Origin of the sequence: Alcanivorax sp. (assembly GCF_017794965.1) — a bacterium.
GTDB lineage: Bacteria > Pseudomonadota > Gammaproteobacteria > Pseudomonadales > Alcanivoracaceae > Alcanivorax.
Genome location: NZ_CP051240.1, coordinates 2,677,737 through 2,694,535, shown reverse-complemented (window position 1 = coordinate 2,694,535; position 16,799 = coordinate 2,677,737). Strand labels below are relative to the sequence as shown.

Sequence of the window (16,799 nt, the reverse complement as noted above, 5' to 3'; positions counted from 1 at the left end):
AATTGTGCCAGCGAGAAAGGTGTGGTAGGGATGAGGAGCGAATGAATAATTAATAATGAATAGTTAATAGCTGCGCGGCAAAGCCATTCTGCCGCTTCAAGCCAAGAGGCCGCGCCCAACCTTTGGGCGCGGCCGCTTGCGTTTCAAATCCGGGAGCCCGTCTCGCGAAGTTATTAATTATTCATTATTAACTATTAATTGCTCTTTCAAAGCCTGAAATCCGCTCCCAGATACACATCCCGCACCTGCTGATTGGAGAGAATGGTGTCGGCGTCGCCGGAGGCGATGATGTGGCCGGCGCTAACGATGTAGGCGGTGTCGCAGATATCCAGGGTTTCGCGCACGTTATGGTCGGTGATCAGGACGCCAATGCCACGTTCCTTGAGGTGGCGGATGATGCTCTTGATGTCGTTCACCGAAATCGGATCGACCCCGGCAAAGGGTTCATCCAGCAGGATGAAATCCGGATCGGTGGCCAGGCCGCGGGCAATCTCGGCGCGGCGGCGCTCACCACCGGACAGGCTCATGCCCAGGGAGTCGCGGATGTGGGTAATATGGAACTCCTTGAGCAGGCTCTCCATGCGCTCATGGCGATCCTGCTTGCTCAGTTCCTTGCGGGTTTCCAGGATGGCCATGATGTTCTCTTCCACGGTCAGGCGGCGAAAGATGCTGGCTTCCTGGGGCAGATACCCAATGCCGCGCTTGGCGCGACCATGCATGGGCAGGTGGGTGATGTCGTTGTCATTGATTTCGATGCGGCCGGCATCAGCTTCCACCAGCCCTACAATCATGTAAAAGCAGGTGGTCTTGCCAGCCCCGTTAGGGCCAAGCAGGCCCACAATCTGTCCGGATTCCACATCCAGGGAAACGTCTTCGATGACCCGGCGGCCTTTATAGCTTTTGGCCAGGTGGTGGGCGCGCAGATGCGTCATGGGGCGGTGGGCTCCGAATCTGTGTTGTCGTTCTGGTTCTGGCCGGGGGCCTGGTTTTCTGCCGGAATTACCAGGCGAACACGCTGGTCGCCTTCACTGCTGGCATCCACGCGTTTGGAATCCAGGCTGTATTCGACCTTGGCGCCTTCGAAGGTGTTGCCTTTGTGGCGGATAAAGGCGTCGCCGGTAAGAACCAGGGTGCGGGCCTTGATGTCGTACACCAGATTACTGGCATGGGCCTCCAGGTCTTCGCCCTCGGACAGTTTGACCGGGGTGCCGGTGGCTTCCACCCTGACTAGCTCTCCATTGCGGGTGAACAGGGACATTTCTTCCGCCTGCATGGTGCGGTTGCCCTGCAGCAGCTCCACGTCGCCGCTGTAGACCCCTGTGCCGGCCTCCTGTTCGAAGCGGCCGCTGTCCGCGGATACGGAGATGGGACCTTCCACCGGGGCGGCGCTGGCCAGGCTGGCTAACAGGGTCAGGCTGGCGGCCAGTACCTTACGATGCCGGTGCATTGAATTCACTCTCTACTCCTTGGTCGAGGGATAATACCCCCTTGTCGAGATCCGCCTCCAGTGATCCGGCCCGGGTCTCGCCACTTTCAAACCGCAGCACGGCATCAGCGGGGCTGGTGGCCGTGTTGGTATCACTGTCGAAGCGTAATTCGTTGGTGTCCAGCTCGATGTTCTGATCCGGGTTGCGCGCTTCCACTTCACCGGTAAAGACAATCAGTTTGCCGTTTTCCTGCACTGTGCCGTCGTCGCTGGTAATGGTCCAGGTGCCTTGCTCGTTGGCCATGGACAGCTGTGGGTGGGTCATTTCGGTGAGAGGGGCATGATCATACTGGACCAGATTGTCGGCAATCAGATGGTATTGCAGTTCACCGTCTTCTTCGCTGAAGGCGCGGGCCGTGATCTTCTGGGCCACGATGGCGGGAGCGGTCAGGACGCCCTGATCTTCACCCGGCAGGGTGCTGTCCCATTCGTGAAGGGTCATCAATACCACCAGTCCCAGCAACAGGATGCCGCTGGCGCTGAGCAGGCCCTGGCGCTTCATGGGGCGCCTCGCTGGGCAAGGATGGCATCGCAGATTTCCCGCACCGCGCCAGCGCCGCCGCTGCGCAGGGTGTGATGATCCGCGGCCTGTTTGGCACAGTCATGGGCATTGGCTGGAGCGAAGCTCAGTTGCGCCCACGCCAGGGCGTCCACGTCCGGTTCATCATCGCCCGCATAGCCGGTTTCGCTGGCAGCAATGCCCAGTTGTTCGGCAAGGTCGGCCAGGGCCACGCCCTTGTCCTCGCGCCCCTGAATGACGTGCTGGATGCCCAGGTCGGCGGCGCGCTTTGCCACCATGGGGGTGTTGCGGCCAGTGATAATGGCGAGCGTTACGCCGCTGGCGGCGAGTTTCTTGAGACCGTGCCCGTCAAGGGTGTGAAACACTTTGAGGGTTTCGCCTTCCGGGCTGAAATAGATCTGACCGTCGGTCATCACTCCATCCACGTCAAAGGCCATCAACCGCAGGTTCTGGGCGTCGATTGCGGAAATCTGCATTACACCACCCCCGCGCGCAGCAGGTCCTGCATATTGAAGGCACCCACCGGTTTGCGCTCGTTATCCAGTACTACCAGGCCATTGATCTTGCGGGTCTCCATGATCTGCAGTGCCTCTGCCGCCAGGTGACCGGTTTCAATAGTGATCGGGTTGCTAACCATGACCTCGGCGATACTGGCCGTGCGAATATCCAGATCGCGGTCCAGCAGGCGGCGCAAGTCACCATCAGTGAAGATGCCGGCCAGGGCGCCGTCGTTGTCGGTAATGGCGGTCATGCCCAGTCCCTTGCGGGTCATTTCCAGCAAGGCGTCACTGACACTGGTGTCGGTGGAGACTGCGGGCAGGGCCTCGCCCGCGTGCATGATGTCGTCCACCTTCAATAGCAGTCGGCGGCCCAGGCTGCCGCCCGGATGGCTGAGAGCGAAGTCTTCCGGTGTGAAGCCGCGGGCTTCCAGCAGGGCAATGGCCAGGGCGTCCCCCATGGCCAGGGCGGCGGTGGTGGACGAGGTGGGTGCCAGATTGTGGGGGCAGGCCTCTTCCGTCACGGCGACGGTCAGGTGAACGTCGGAAAGCTGCGCCAGTGTGGAGGCGGTGCGACCGGTCATGCCGATCAGTACGGTGCCCTTGCGCTTGATGACCGGCAGGATGGCCAGCACTTCGGCGGTTTCGCCAGAGTTGGACAGGGCCAGTACCACATCATCCGGAGTGATCATGCCCAGATCGCCGTGGGAAGCTTCGCCCGGATGCACAAAGAAGGATGGGGTGCCGGTGCTGGCCAGGGTGGCGGCCAGCTTGTTGCCCACGTGACCGCTTTTGCCCATGCCAGTGACGATAACGCGGCCCCGGGCGTTGAGCATCTGGTCGCAGGCGGCGGAAAACTGGTCGTCCAGGCTGTCTTTCAGCGCGTTGACGGCGCGGGCCTCGATATCCAGGACCCGTTTGCCGACACTGATATGGTCGTGACTCATGCAATCTCCCTGTAATTGCGGCGATTATACACGCCAAAACCCGTCCGGGTTGAGCCGAAAAGTGTTCTTTCGGAACTGTTCACTCTGGTTGTGACTCCAAGACTACATACTGGTTCTGGACAGGGACGGCGGAACCCCGTAAAACCGCCCGATGATGAGAGGGAGACTTTGGATGCAACGACAATTCTTTTTTTCCGCGGCAATGGCGCTGGTGTTGATGCTGATGGGCTCGCTGGCACAGGCCCAGAGCGACCCGCGGCAGGTGGTGATGGATGCGGTGGACCGCATGACCACCCGTATTGATGCCGAACGTGAGCAGCTCAAGGCGGATCCTGAGCGGGCCCGGGGATTGGTGCGCGAGGAGCTGGCGGGGCTGGTGGATTTCAAGCGCATCACCCGCATGGTCATGGGCGACTACTTCGGTCACTCCAGCAAGGAGCAGAAATACCGTTTTCTGGAGGTGTTCAAGAACAGCCTGATTAACACCTACGCCTCCGGTATTACCCTCTACGAAGGTCAGCAGATCACCACGCTACCCATGCAGGAGGGGGATCTGCGGGGGGACTATGCACGGGTGCGCATGGAAATCCAGACCAACACTGGCAAGACCATTCCCATCTTCTACACCCTGTTCTCCCGGGATGGTCAGTGGAAAGTGATCAATGTGTATGTGAACGGACTGGATCTGGCAGATACCTTCAAGAGCCAGTTTGCCCAGGGCATGGAGCAATATGGCGATATGGACAAGGTGATCGATAACTGGACCGCTGACGCGAATATCGATGCGGGTCTGGATAGCGAGGAAGGCAGCAAGGAATAACTGCGCTGTCAGCGACACCTGAACGCGGTGCCGTGGCAAGCCTGCTACGCCTCGCGTATTATTGCGCCCCTGAGATGGAGCGAGTGAGTTTTCACTCGCTCCTGTGCTGTTTGGGGCCTGCTTTTTGGCTGATGCCCCCCGATAAGGAGCCAACATGAATCCGGAAGAGGTAAAAGCGCTGGTGGAAGCCGGCTTTGACGATGCCGATGTGGCCGTGGAAGGTGGCGGTGACCGTTTCCAGATTCGCGTGGTGTCAGAGGCCTTTGCAGGCCTGATGCCGGTGAAGAAGCAGCAGCTGGTGTATGCCACTATCAACGAGCAGATTCAGAGCAACACCATCCACGCGGTGCAGATCATCACCTTTACTCCCGCCGAGTGGGAAAAAGCCCAGAAGATGGGGCTGGCCTGATTTTCACGCCGGGCCTTTCAAGACAAGCCTAGAGACAGTTCATGGATAAATTGATCATCACCGGTGGCCGCCGTCTGGACGGCGAGATCCGCATTTCCGGCGCCAAGAACGCCGCCCTGCCGATTCTGGCCGCCACCTTGCTGGCCAGTGAGCCGGTCACTGTGGGCAACCTGCCCCATCTGCAGGATGTAACCACCCTGATCGAGCTGCTGGGGCGCATGGGTGTGGAAGTGGTGATCGATGACCGCATGCGCGTGGAGGTGAATGCCAGCACCATCAAGGAGCTGGTGGCGCCCTACGAACTGGTGAAGACCATGCGCGCCTCCATTCTGGTGCTGGGCCCCATGGTGGCACATTTTGGCAAGGCCACGGTCTCTTTGCCGGGGGGCTGTGCCATTGGTTCCCGGCCGGTGGATATCCATCTCAGCGGTCTTGAGGCCATGGGTGCCCAGATCGAGGTGGCCAACGGCTATGTGCATGCCTCCGTGGACGGTCGCCTGAAAGGTGCCCGCATTGTCATGGATACGGTCACCGTGACCGGTACCGAGAACCTGATGATGGCCGCCGCCCTGGCAGAGGGCACGACCTATCTGGAAAACGCGGCCCGTGAACCGGAAGTGGTGGATTTGGCCAACTTCATCAATGCCATGGGAGGCAAGGTGAGTGGCGCCGGCACGGACACCATCACCATTGAAGGGGTGGAGAAACTCGGTGGTTGTCACCACCAGGTCATCGCCGACCGGATTGAAACCGGGACCTACCTGATCGCTGCGGCGATTACCGGCGGCCGGATCAAGACCAAGGATACCGTTCCCGGCATTCTTGATGTGGTGCTGCAGAAACTGAAGGAAGCGGGCGCCAAGGTCACCACGGGTGAAGACTGGATCGAGCTGGACATGGAAGGCCGCCGGCCGAAAGCCGTGTCCCTGCGAACCGCACCTTATCCGGCCATGCCCACCGACATGCAGGCCCAGTTCATGGCCCTTAACCTGATCGCCGAGGGCACCGGGACCATCGTGGAAACTGTATTTGAAAACCGCTTCATGCATGTTCAGGAAATGAACCGCATGGGCTCGGATATCGAAGTGCAGGGCAACACGGCGATCTGTCGTGGTGTGGAGCAGCTTACCGGTGCCCCGGTAATGGCCACTGACCTGCGTGCATCGGCGTCCCTGGTGATTGCTGCGTTGGCAGCGGAAGGGGAAACCACCGTGGACCGCATCTACCACATTGATCGCGGCTACGAATGTATTGAAGAGAAACTGCAATCGCTGGGCGCGGTCATTCGCCGCGTGCCACGCTAGGTCTGGCCTAAGAATATGTCTCAGAAACCGTTGACCATCGCCCTGTCCAAGGGTCGCATCCTCAAGGAAACCCTGCCGCTGTTGAAGGCTGCCGGGATTGAACTGCTGGAAGATCCGTCCGCATCGCGCAAGCTGATCTTCGACACCACCCGTGATGACGTGAAGATCATCATCATTCGCGCCACTGATGTGCCTCCCTACGTGCAGCATGGGGCTGCGGATATCGGTGTGGCGGGCAAGGATGTGCTCATGGAGCATGGCGGGGACGGAGTGTTCGAGCCACTGGACCTGAATATTGCCCGTTGCAAATTGATGGTGGCGGCGGTCAATGATGCCCCGGAGGTGGGTGGGCGCCTGCGTGTGGCGACCAAGTTCGTCAATGTGGCCAAGGCCTACTTTGCCGAGCAGGGAAAACAGGCCGAGGTCATCAAACTCTATGGCGCCATGGAACTGGCGCCGCTGGTAGGGCTGGCGGACCGGATTGTGGATATCGTTGATACCGGTAACACCCTGCGCGCTAATGGTCTGGAGCCCACCGAACTGATCGCCCATATTTCCACCCGGGTGATCGTCAATCGCGCCAGCATGAAGACCCGTCACGGGGATATCCAGGCGATCCTGGACAAGCTCGCCGAGGCCGTCGCGTCGCGTAAAGAGTAGTCCAGAAAAGACCAAAAGCGTTTTTCACCACAGAGATCACAGAGTAAAAAACGCCCTTCATTGAGGAGGCGAGAGTTTCTGCTGATCCCGGTGATAGAAAATATCTGGTTTTTCCCTCAGTGAACTCAGTGCCCTCTGTGGTAAAACTGGACTTTGATTCTGACTTTTACGGTACTCAAGCATGGAAACCACCTGGCTCAACACTCAAGACGCTGACTTCGATGCGCAGCTTGCCGCGCTGACCGCCTGGTCGGAAGAGCGCGATGCGGAAGTGGCTGAGCGGGTGCATCACATCGTACGGGATGTGGCCCGTCGTGGTGATGAGGCGCTGGTGGAGTACACCCGCAAATTTGACCGCCGTGAACTGTCCGCTGCCGCGGATCTGGTGGTCGGCCCCGAGCAATTGCAGGCGGCACTGGCGCGTATTCCTGCCGACCAGCGTCAGGCGCTTGAAGCCGCGGCCGAGCGGGTGCGCAGCTATCACGAGAAACAGAAGCAGGATTCCTGGAGCTACCGTGAAGCCGATGGCACGCTCCTGGGGCAGCAGGTCACACCGCTGGACCGGGCGGGCATCTATGTGCCGGGCGGCAAGGCGGCCTATCCCAGTTCTGTACTGATGAATGCCCTGCCAGCCAAGGTGGCCGGTGTTGCCGAGATTATCATGGTGTCACCGGCGCCTGCTGGTGAGCTGAATGACATGGTGCTGGCGGCCGCCGCCATTGCCGGCGTCGACCGTTTTATTTCCGTGGGCGGCGCCCAGGCTGTTGCCGCACTGGCCTATGGCACGGATACCGTACCGGCGGTGGACAAGATTGTCGGCCCCGGCAATATCTACGTGGCCGAAGCCAAGCGTCAGGTGTTCGGCAAGGTGGGGATCGACATGATTGCCGGTCCATCCGAGATTCTGGTGGTGTGTGATGGCAAGACCGACCCGGACTGGATTGCCATGGATCTGTTCTCCCAGGCGGAGCACGATGAGGAAGCCCAGGCGATTCTGTTGTGCCCGGAGGCGGATTACCTCAAGCAGGTGGAAGCGTCCATGGAGGCCCTGGCGGTGACTCTGGAGCGGGAAACCATCATCCGCACCTCCATGAAAAACCGTGGAGCCCTGATTCAGGTGAAGGACCTGAATGAGGCCATCGAGATCGCCAACACCATTGCCTCCGAGCACCTGGAGTTGTCCATCGACGATGCGGAAACCTGGGCGAAAAAGATTCGTCACGCCGGCGCCATCTTCCTGGGTCGACATACCCCGGAAGCGCTGGGTGACTACTGCGCCGGCCCCAATCATGTGCTGCCCACCAGCGCCACGGCGCGTTTTTCTTCGCCGCTGGGCGTCTATGATTTTCAGAAGCGCAGCTCCCTGATTGGCTGCTCCCCGGAAGGGGCCAGCACCCTGGCCGGCATTGCTTCTCCCCTGGCCCGCGGCGAAAGCCTCACCGCCCACGCCCGCAGTGCGGAATACCGGATTAAACGCTAGAGGCCGGACGCCAGACGCCTGACGCGCGGGTTTTTGTCCGGCGTCCGGTGTCAGGCTTCCGGCGGAGACATTATGAGCAAATACTGGAGTGACTTCGTTCATCAGCTGGAGCCCTATGTGCCGGGTGAACAGCCGAAGATCAGCAAGCTGGTGAAGCTGAACACCAATGAGCATCCACTGGGCCCGTCACCGAAAGTACTGGACGTGATTCGTGGCGAAGCGGATGAGCGTTTGCGTCTGTATCCGGATCCGGACAGTGGCCAGCTGAAAGACGCCGTTGCTGCCTATTACGGTGTGCAACGGAATCAGGTGTTTGTCGGTAATGGCTCCGATGAAGTGCTGGCGCATCTGTTCCTTGGCTTCTTCAAACAGGACAAGCCGCTGCTGTTTCCGGACATCACCTACAGCTTCTACAAGGTGTACTGCGGGCTCTACCAGATTGACTATGAACCGGTGGCGCTGGACCAGGATCTGGCCATTGCCGTGGATGATTATCTCAAGCCCAATGGCGGGATCATCTTCCCCAACCCCAATGCGCCCACCGGGCGGCTGTTGCCCCTGAGTGAGATCGAACGTCTGTTGCAGGCCAATACGGAATCCCTGGTGGTGGTGGACGAAGCCTATATCGACTTTGGTGGTGACAGTGCCATTGCCCTGGTGAATCAGTACCCCAACCTGCTGGTCACCCAGACACTTTCCAAGTCCCGCTCCCTGGCCGGTCTGCGCATCGGTCTGGCCGTCGGCGATGCGGCACTGATCGATGGCTTGAACCGCATCAAGGACAGCTTCAACTCCTACCCGCTGGATCGTATCGCCATTGCGGCGGGTGCGGCGGCCTTTGAAGACAAGGCATGGTTTGAGAAGGGCTGTGAGTTGGTGATCAGCCAACGAGACTGGCTCGATAGCGAGCTTTCCCGTCGAGGTTTTGAAAGCCTGCCGTCCGCCGCCAACTTTCTTTTTACCCGCCATCCGCAACATAGTGGCGAAAGCCTGGCGAAAGGATTGAGAGAGCAGGGTGTCATTGTTCGCCACTTCGGCAAGCCTGAGCGTATAGCAGACCACCTGCGTATCACCGTGGGCACCCCGGAGCAGAACCAGGCGTTGATTAAAGCGCTGGATACATTGCTGTAAGAGGGCTCTGGCGGCTCTGGAGGCTGTGGGGGGGTGTAGGAGCTTGCCTGCAAGCGATCCGAGCCTAAGCGAGGTAATGAGTTTCGAGTCGCGAGAAGCGAGTTTCGAAAGGCAAAACCACAGATCGTGTGCCTGGTTCAGTTCTTTTGATCTTCGAACCTGGCTTCTGGAATCCTTGCCTCGCTTAGGCTCGGATCGCCCAGGCAAGCTGGGCTCCTACGGCGGGGTATAGCGAGGGTTTTACCGACGCAAAAAGGCCCGCCCGGTTTACCGGGCGGGCCTTTTTGCGTCAGGCGTCAGGCGTCAGGCGTCAGGCGTCAGGCGTCAGGCGTCAGGCGTCAGGCGTCAGGCGTCAGGCGTCAGGCGTCAGGCGTCAGGCGTCAGGCGTCAGGCGTCACCTATTCCGCTTCCGCCGGTGGGCGGGTGCCTATGACGACGTCCATGCTCATGGGCTGGCGGTTGCGGATGATGTTCAGGGTGACTTGCTGATCCGGCTTCATACCAGCGATTCGGTTCATGGCCTCGTAGCCGTCCTTCATGAGGTCCCCGTTAACGCCCACCAATACATCGCCCGGTTGCAGGCCGCCCTTGTGGGCCGGGCTGTCTACTACCACCGCGGTGACCACGCCGCCGCGCACTTCATCGATGCCAAAGGTGTCGGCCAGTGACGGCGTCATGTCCTGAACCGTGACCCCCAGATAGCCACGGATCACCCGGCCATGCTCGATCAGGTCTGTCATTACCTCGCTGGCGATAGAGGCGGGGGTCGCGAAACCAATGCCCTGCCAGCTGCCATCGGCGGAGAGGATGGCCGTATTGATGCCGATCAGGTGCCCGTTGGTGTCAATGAGCGCCCCGCCGGAGTTACCGCGATTGATGGCCGCGTCGGTCTGGATAAAGTTTTCAAAGGTGGCAATACCCAGATGGCTGCGGCCGGTGGCGCTGACGATGCCCATGGAGACGGTCTGTCCCACGCCCAGCGGATTGCCGATGGCCAGCACCACATCACCCACCTGCACCGGTCCGTTACCGTTAAGTTCCACTTCAGGCAGGTCTTCAAGAGCAATATGCAGCAGAGCCAGATCGGTCTCCGGGTCCGTGCCGACTACGCGTGCCGGACTATCACGGCCATCACGCAGGGCCACCAGTATTTCATCCGCGTCGCGGATAACGTGATAACTGGTCAGGATGTATCCCTTGTCATCCACAATCACGCCGGAGCCCAGGCTGCTCAAGGCCCGTTCACGGCGCGGCTGTTCCATAAAACGGTTGAACAGGGGAGCCTCGGCATCATCGTCGTTGGTGACGATCTGGGTGGTGTAGATGTTGACCACCGCTGGGGCGGCATGATTCACCGCGCCGGCATAGCTGGCTACCCCGGTGTCATGGCGGGCGGGCTGGGCACTGGGGCCCCATTCGTACCACCAGAGTACGGCAAGTCCCACGGCCAGACCGGCCAGGATCGGGCCGGCAAAAAAACGTATCACTCTGACCACCTGAAATGCCCCCATAGGTATGCGGTAACCGGTTGTCCCGCCTGCGCTGAATGGTGACGACAGCCGGATGGCGAGACAAGAGCAGGCCCGGGTAGGTAAACTGCGCGCATAGTAGGGCCTGTGACAGATAAATTCTACCGTCCAGACGGCGTCACAGGCCTAACACATTGTCAGGATATTGCCCGGTAGGTGTCATGCTCAAGCGCGATTACATGCTGTCTCTGCTCGATAAGGAACTGGCGGCAGACCGATTCCAGGATTATTGCCCGAATGGCTTGCAAGTAGAGGGCCGGGAGCAGATTCGCCGGGTGGTCAGCGGTGTGACCGCCTGTCAGGCGTTGATTGATGCGGCCATCGTTGAAGACGCTGACGCCATCCTGGTGCATCACGGGTATTTCTGGAAGGGCGAAGATCAGCGTGTGCGCGGGATGAAGAAGCAACGCCTGCAGACTCTCCTTCGCCATGACATCAACCTGTTTGCCTATCACCTGCCGCTGGATGCCCACCCGACCCTGGGTAACAACGCCCAGCTGGCCCGCCGTCTGGGTTTTGTGATGGAAGGGGGGCTGGACGACTCGCCCCATCCCATTGGCAATGTGGGGCGTCTGGACAGTCCCATGAGCGCGGAAGAGTTTTGCTCCCAGGCCGAGGCGGTGTTGGGTCGCACACCGTTACATGTGGGCGATCCGGGAGACGAGATTGAAACCATTGCCTGGTGTACCGGCGGCGCCCAGGGGTTTATCGACAAAGCCCAGCTCAAAGGCGTGGATGCCTACCTGAGCGGGGAAATCTCCGAGCCAACGACCCATTTTGCCCGGGAAACCGGGATTCACTATTTTGCTTGCGGCCACCATGCCACAGAGCGTTACGGCGCCATGGCGCTGGGCCAGTGGCTCAGCGACAATTACGGCATCGAGCATACCTTTATCGACATCGACAATCCGGCCTAGCAAGCGTGCGCAGACACGCAGTCATGCGCAACCGGTAGTAGTACGAGGATTTACCCGCAGTCATGAATATCACCGTTATCTATAACCCGGCGGCAGGGGGCGGCCGGGAGGCCTTGCTTTGCCGGTTTGTGGCCGAACTGGAGCGTTTGCAGGCCAGGGTGCGTCTTTATCACACCACCGGGCCCGATGATGCCACCCGCTATTTACAGTCCCTTGAGGATCAGGGCGATTGTGTTGTTGCGGTGGGCGGTGATGGCACCACCAACGAGGTGCTTAACGGTCTGGCACCGGGCGTGGCCATGGGGGTGTTTGCCACTGGCACCGCCAATGTGCTGGCCAAGGAGCTGGGCTTGCCGAAAAAGCCGGAAGAGGCCGCCCGGGTTGTGGTGCAGGGCAAGAGTGTTCCCGTGACCCCGGCTCGCCTGAACGGGCGCCGCTTTATCATGATGTGCGGTATCGGGTATGACGCCTGGGTGGTCGAGGGTGTGGATCTGGGCATCAAGGAGCGTTTTGGCAAGCTGGCCTACGTGCTCGCCATGGTGGCGCAGATTCGCCGTTATGGTGAGCGGCGCTATCGGGTGACGGTGGATGGCCGTCCACTGGACTGCTTTTCGGCGATCATTACCAATGGTAAGCACTATGGCGGCAGTTTTGTGCTCAGCCGCGAAGCCAATATTGTGCGTCCCCAAGTGCAAGTGCTGCTGTTCCAGAAACCGGGAGTGCGTTTCCTGCTCCGCTGCCTCACCGCGCTGCTGTTCGGAAAAATGGAGCGGATGGATGGTGTGGCCAGCCTGCGCGCCGGCAAGGTCACTATCCAGTGCGAAGGGGCCCAGGAGCCGATACAGGCGGATGGCGACCCGGCGGGGATGCTGCCGGCAGAGATCGAAGTAGATGAACTGGCGGTCCCGGTGCGGGTGGCTGAGACCTTCTTGCCATAGGGGTTGAGTGGAAAGTTTAAAGTTCAAAGTTGAAACGCGGCGAATCCTTGCGGGGGTTGCTGTGCCGTGCCCGCGATCCCGCCTGGGCGCGGGCATGGCCATTGAGAAATGATCAACGTCACCGCGCTTTTAAACTTTGAACTTTGAACTTTCAACTGGTCGAAATGGGGCTGGCGGATCTCGTGCCGCGCCCTTCGTTCCGCAAGCGGAAGCACCTATCGGGCCTCACCAGGCACAAAAAACGGAAATGCCTTGCCGACATTTCCGTTCCTGATCCTGCTCTTTGACGTCCGACGTCCGACGTCCGACGTCAGGCTCCTTGCTTCTTGTCTTCTCCCGGCGGGCAGCCCTGCTCGTCGCAGCCCTCGGCATAATCCCGTGGTGGTTCGGCAATGGCGTCGGGAACCGCCGCCGGCGCCACATCCACCGGTTCGAAGGGGCCCTCTGCCTTGTTGTTGCGCAAGCCAAAGTCCTCAGCCAGGGTGCCCCCCTTGGCACTGGGGGCATAATCCAGCGGTGGCGACACCGGATTGGAGTTTTCCCGGTTGGAGGCGGAATCCAGCGATTTGGCCACAGCACGCTTGCGCCCGCCTTCGGAACACAATGCCTGGGCACCGCGTGACAGGTGCTCATGGACGGTGCGGTAGGCCTGGGTCATGTCGTTGACCAGTTCTGCGGTATGCAGGAAGTGATCGTCCACCTGCTCACGATAATGATTCAGCGCCTGGCGCGCCTCATCCCGATCCCTGATCAACTGGCCGGCCTGACGCCGTGCCGGTAACAGCCAGAATAGCAGGCCCGCTCCAACGATTACGCCGGCAGCAAAGCTCAGCACCCCGGTTGTCAGCATATCCATGGCATACTCCTGTACAATGTCACCAGAACGTGGCGACAGATTCGGGACTATTGCAGCACAGAGCCGGGTGGTCGCCAAGGGGATAACTCGTAACAATTCTTCGATGGAGGTGGCAGATGGCAGCGCAACGCGAACAGCTGGCCGGTCCCGCAGGTACGCTGGAGGCGGTTATTGAGCAAGGCAGCGAGACGCCGGCCTTCATCGCTATCGTCTGCCACCCGCATCCGCTGTTTGGCGGCACCATGGATAACAAGGTGGTGACCACGTTGACACGCCTGGTCCGTGACCGCGGTGGTGTAGTGGTGCGTTTCAACTTCCGGGGTGTGGGCGAAAGTCAGGGTGCCTACAGCGATGGCATTGGCGAAACCGAAGACCTGCTGGCGGTGCACAGCTGGCTGCGCCAGCAATGGCCCGGGCTGCCTCTGTGGCTGGCCGGCTTTTCCTTTGGCAGTTTTGTGGCGGCTCGCGGTGCGGAGATTCTTTGCGCCAATGGTGAGCCGGTGGATAACCTGCTGCTGGTCGCTCCGCCAGTGCATCACTACCCCTTCACCGACATCGAGAAGACCGGCTGCCCGGTGACGGTGGTGCAGGGAGAGGATGATGAGGTCGTGCCCGCCGAGCAGGTGTACCAGTGGGCTGGGGCAACGCCCCTGCAACCGGACTTGATTCGCTTCCCCGAGTGTGGCCACTTTTTCCATGGGCGCCTGGTGGAGCTCAAGGAGGCTGCTGCCAGCCATTTGCCGGCCTGATTCGCCGATTGCCTATATGATTGGCCAACGCTACATTGGCCCGCTTTTTATCAGCTGTACAGATGACTATGACCCCTCTCGAACAATATCAGGCCGACCTCGAGCGCGAGGATTTCTTTCAGGATGCTGCCCAGCTGCGGGCGGTGGAGGCGTTGGATGATCTCTACCACCGCTTGCTGGAGGCGCCGGTCAAAGGCGGGCTGTTTGGGCGTTTTCGCAAGCCCCAGCCCCAAATGGGGCTGTATATGTGGGGTGGGGTAGGGCGCGGCAAGACCTATCTGATGGATGTGTTTTTCGAAGCGTTGCCCTTCGAGGAAAAACGTCGCATGCACTTCCACCGTTTCATGCAGAAAGTCCATCGGGAAATGCGTGAGCGGCAGGGGGAAAAGAACCCGCTGATCAATATTGCCCGCAAGTTTGCCTCCCAGGCGCGGGTGCTGTGCTTTGATGAATTCTTTGTCACCGATATCACCGACGCCATGATCCTGGCCGGTTTGATGGAAGAGTTGTTTGCCAACGGCGTGACGCTGGTGGCCACGTCCAATATCCAGCCGGATGGACTCTACAAGGATGGTTTGCAGCGGGCCCGCTTCCTGCCGGCCATCGACCTGCTCAAGCAACACACCCAGGTCATGAATGTGGATGGGGGCACCGATTACCGGTTGCGGCTGCTTGAGCAGGCTGAGCTTTACCACTGCCCCCTGGGTGAGGTGGCGGATGCTTTCATGCAGGAGCGGTTCCGGACCCTGGAGCCGGACCATTCCCGTCACCGCGAGTCCTGCAATGTGCTGATTGAAGGGCGCAAGATCGCTGCGCTGCAATGCGCCGACGACGTGGTCTGGTTTGACTTCAAGGCGCTGTGTGATGGCCCTCGTAGCCAGACTGATTACATCGAGATTGCCCGGGAATTCCATACGGTGCTGGTCAGCAATGTGGAGCAGATGAGTGCCAGCAAGGATGATATGGCCCGTCGCTTCATCAACATGGTGGATGAGTTCTATGATCGCGCGGTGAAGCTGGTGATCACTGCCGAAGCTCCCATTGAGGATATCTATGCCGGCGGGCGGCTCGACTTCGAATTCGAGCGAACCCGGTCGCGGTTGCAGGAAATGCAATCATCGGAATATCTGGGCCGCGAGCACCGGGCCTGATGCCATTGGGGCGCGCTGGGCGCAGGGTTCCTTTTGGCGCAGCGTTCACAGATATTGGCCGGAATTCTCAGCGCCCATGGGCGGTGATCTATTCGGTCATTGCCGACACAACGGGTAAGTGAACATCATGGGGCATTCTGTGCCCCGGCCGCGTCCGGTTTCGGGGCTGCTCCCATTACACGAGACCGGAGAGATTCATGATCCCGCGTACGCTGTTCAGTTCTGACCACGAAACCTTCCGCGATACCGTTCGCAAGTTCCTGGAAGCCGAAGCTGTTCCCTTCAACGAAGAATGGGAAAAAGAAGGGGTTGTTCCCCGTGAAGTATGGCTTAAAGCCGGTGAGCAGGGTTTCCTGTGCCCCATGGTCAAGGAACAGTATGGTGGTATCGAAGCCGACTTCCTGTACAGCGTGGTGATCAATGAAGAAATTTCCCGCCTGGGCCTGACCGGCATCGGCTGGGGCCTGCACACCGAAATCGTTGCTCCCTACATCCAGAACAACGGTAGCGAGTTCCTGAAAGAAAAGTACCTGCCGAAGATGGTCACCGGTGAGTGCATCGGCGCCATCGCCATGACCGAGCCGGGTGCCGGTTCCGACCTGCAGGGCGTGAAGACCACCGCCGTGAAGCAGGGTGACCACTATGTGCTGAACGGTTCCAAGACCTTCATCACCAACGGTCAGAACGCTGACATCGTGATCGTGGTGGCCAAGACCGACCCGAGCAAGGGTGCCAAGGGCATTAGCCTGTTCGTGGTGGATACCAACCTGGAAGGTTTTGAGAAAGGCACCAACCTGAAGAAAGTGGGCATGAAGGCCCAGGATACCTCCGAGCTGTTCTTCCAGGACGTGAAAGTACCGGCCGAGAACCTGCTGGGTGAAGAAGGCATGGGCTTCATCTACCTGATGAAGGAACTGCCCCAGGAGCGTCTGGGTATCGCCATCGGTGGTTTGGCCATGGCCGAGTCTGCGCTGGCGCAGACCGTTGAATACGTGAAAGAGCGCAAGGCCTTCGGCAAGTCCGTTGCCGATTTCCAGAACACCCAGTTCAAGATTGCAGAAATGCACACCAAGCTGGAAGTGGCGCGTTGCTACGTGGACCGGTGTCTGGAGCTGCACCTGAAGAAAGAGCTGGATATCCCCACCGCCGCAGCCGGAAAGTACTACATCACCGACCTGCAGTGCGAAGTGATCGACGAATGTCTGCAGCTGCACGGCGGTTACGGATACATGTGGGAATACCCGATCGCGCGCATGTTCGCCGATTCCCGTGTACAGCGTATCTACGGCGGCACCAACGAGATCATGAAGACCATTATCGCCAAGGCGGTATTGGCTGACTGATCACGTTATCCGGTGTCTGAAAAAGGCCGCCTTCGGGCGGCCTTTTTCGTTTTTAACCCGTT

General features: G+C 59.7%; 18 protein-coding genes. 11 read left to right on the top strand and 7 right to left on the bottom strand.

All coding sequences use genetic code 11. From position 1 onward, the window contains the following. Positions 1 to 206 precede the first annotated feature (206 nt). Genes lptB through HF945_RS11785 form a run of 5 tightly spaced genes read right to left on the bottom strand, consistent with a single transcriptional unit; the run spans position 207 to position 3,450 of the window. Positions 207 to 932 carry an LPS export ABC transporter ATP-binding protein gene (gene lptB, locus HF945_RS11805; RefSeq protein WP_290522800.1) on the bottom strand — a complete coding sequence of 242 codons (726 nt, stop codon included), beginning with the start codon at positions 930 to 932 and terminating at the stop codon, positions 207 to 209. Then, positions 929 to 1,447, bottom strand: coding sequence for a lipopolysaccharide transport periplasmic protein LptA (gene lptA, locus HF945_RS11800; RefSeq protein WP_290525412.1), 519 nt, complete (start codon positions 1,445 to 1,447; stop codon positions 929 to 931). The genes lptB and lptA overlap by 4 nt, the downstream gene beginning before the upstream one ends. Further along, the gene (gene lptC / locus HF945_RS11795) at positions 1,431 to 1,988 is read right to left on the bottom strand and encodes an LPS export ABC transporter periplasmic protein LptC (RefSeq protein WP_290522799.1); all 558 of its coding nucleotides are present in this window, start codon (positions 1,986 to 1,988) and stop codon (positions 1,431 to 1,433) included. The genes lptA and lptC overlap by 17 nt, the downstream gene beginning before the upstream one ends. Then, complete coding sequence (locus tag HF945_RS11790) at positions 1,985 to 2,482, bottom strand: HAD hydrolase family protein (RefSeq protein ID WP_290522798.1); 498 nt, start codon at positions 2,480 to 2,482, stop codon at positions 1,985 to 1,987. The genes lptC and HF945_RS11790 overlap by 4 nt, the downstream gene beginning before the upstream one ends. After that, positions 2,482 to 3,450: a KpsF/GutQ family sugar-phosphate isomerase gene (locus tag HF945_RS11785; protein WP_290522797.1), complete on the bottom strand. Its 969-nt coding sequence runs from the start codon at positions 3,448 to 3,450 to the stop codon at positions 2,482 to 2,484. The genes HF945_RS11790 and HF945_RS11785 overlap by 1 nt, the downstream gene beginning before the upstream one ends. Before the next feature lie 172 nt (positions 3,451 to 3,622). Between HF945_RS11785 and HF945_RS11780 the strand changes: the two genes are divergently transcribed. The 6 genes from HF945_RS11780 (at position 3,623) to hisC (ending at position 9,254) form a co-directional block, all read left to right on the top strand. After that, positions 3,623 to 4,270: a phospholipid-binding protein MlaC gene (locus HF945_RS11780; protein ID WP_290522796.1), complete on the top strand. Its 648-nt coding sequence runs from the start codon at positions 3,623 to 3,625 to the stop codon at positions 4,268 to 4,270. Positions 4,271 to 4,424: 154 nt separating this feature from the next. After that, the gene (locus tag HF945_RS11775; RefSeq protein ID WP_246973823.1) at positions 4,425 to 4,679 is read left to right on the top strand and encodes a BolA/IbaG family iron-sulfur metabolism protein; all 255 of its coding nucleotides are present in this window, start codon (positions 4,425 to 4,427) and stop codon (positions 4,677 to 4,679) included. A gap of 41 nt (positions 4,680 to 4,720) precedes the next feature. Further along, positions 4,721 to 5,983, top strand: a complete 1,263-nt coding sequence (murA, locus tag HF945_RS11770) for a UDP-N-acetylglucosamine 1-carboxyvinyltransferase (RefSeq protein WP_290522795.1) — start codon at positions 4,721 to 4,723, stop codon at positions 5,981 to 5,983. A gap of 15 nt (positions 5,984 to 5,998) precedes the next feature. Next, complete coding sequence (gene hisG, locus HF945_RS11765) at positions 5,999 to 6,643, top strand: ATP phosphoribosyltransferase (protein WP_290522794.1); 645 nt, start codon at positions 5,999 to 6,001, stop codon at positions 6,641 to 6,643. Positions 6,644 to 6,824: 181 nt separating this feature from the next. Further along, positions 6,825 to 8,123 carry a histidinol dehydrogenase gene (hisD, locus tag HF945_RS11760; protein ID WP_290522793.1) on the top strand — a complete coding sequence of 433 codons (1,299 nt, stop codon included), beginning with the start codon at positions 6,825 to 6,827 and terminating at the stop codon, positions 8,121 to 8,123. A gap of 72 nt (positions 8,124 to 8,195) precedes the next feature. Next, entirely contained in the window at positions 8,196 to 9,254 is a 1,059-nt protein-coding gene (gene hisC, locus HF945_RS11755) for a histidinol-phosphate transaminase (protein ID WP_290522792.1), read from the top strand. Positions 9,255 to 9,652: 398 nt separating this feature from the next. On the opposite strand, the gene HF945_RS11750 is transcribed toward hisC, so the two are convergent. After that, the gene (locus tag HF945_RS11750) at positions 9,653 to 10,750 is read right to left on the bottom strand and encodes a trypsin-like peptidase domain-containing protein (protein WP_290522791.1); all 1,098 of its coding nucleotides are present in this window, start codon (positions 10,748 to 10,750) and stop codon (positions 9,653 to 9,655) included. A gap of 194 nt (positions 10,751 to 10,944) precedes the next feature. On the opposite strand from HF945_RS11750, the gene HF945_RS11745 reads away from it, so the two are divergent. Both HF945_RS11745 and HF945_RS11740 read left to right on the top strand, forming a co-directional pair. Then, positions 10,945 to 11,700 carry a Nif3-like dinuclear metal center hexameric protein gene (locus HF945_RS11745; RefSeq protein WP_290522790.1) on the top strand — a complete coding sequence of 252 codons (756 nt, stop codon included), beginning with the start codon at positions 10,945 to 10,947 and terminating at the stop codon, positions 11,698 to 11,700. Between the two features lie 62 nt (positions 11,701 to 11,762). Beyond that, a complete protein-coding gene (locus HF945_RS11740) occupies positions 11,763 to 12,638 on the top strand; it encodes a diacylglycerol kinase family protein (protein WP_290522789.1) in 876 nt (291 codons plus the stop codon). Positions 12,639 to 12,948: 310 nt separating this feature from the next. Here the strand turns inward: HF945_RS11740 and HF945_RS11735 are convergent, their stop codons facing one another. Further along, the gene (locus HF945_RS11735) at positions 12,949 to 13,494 is read right to left on the bottom strand and encodes a YhcB family protein (RefSeq protein ID WP_290522788.1); all 546 of its coding nucleotides are present in this window, start codon (positions 13,492 to 13,494) and stop codon (positions 12,949 to 12,951) included. A 116-nt stretch (positions 13,495 to 13,610) separates the two neighbouring features. Between HF945_RS11735 and HF945_RS11730 the strand changes: the two genes are divergently transcribed. The 3 genes from HF945_RS11730 (at position 13,611) to HF945_RS11720 (ending at position 16,737) form a co-directional block, all read left to right on the top strand. Continuing rightward, positions 13,611 to 14,243, top strand: coding sequence for an alpha/beta fold hydrolase (locus tag HF945_RS11730; protein WP_290522787.1), 633 nt, complete (start codon positions 13,611 to 13,613; stop codon positions 14,241 to 14,243). Positions 14,244 to 14,311: 68 nt separating this feature from the next. Further along, positions 14,312 to 15,394, top strand: coding sequence for a cell division protein ZapE (gene zapE, locus HF945_RS11725; RefSeq protein ID WP_290522786.1), 1,083 nt, complete (start codon positions 14,312 to 14,314; stop codon positions 15,392 to 15,394). A gap of 197 nt (positions 15,395 to 15,591) precedes the next feature. Then, positions 15,592 to 16,737: an acyl-CoA dehydrogenase family protein gene (locus HF945_RS11720; RefSeq protein ID WP_290522785.1), complete on the top strand. Its 1,146-nt coding sequence runs from the start codon at positions 15,592 to 15,594 to the stop codon at positions 16,735 to 16,737. The last annotated feature ends 62 nt before the right edge of the window (positions 16,738 to 16,799 follow it).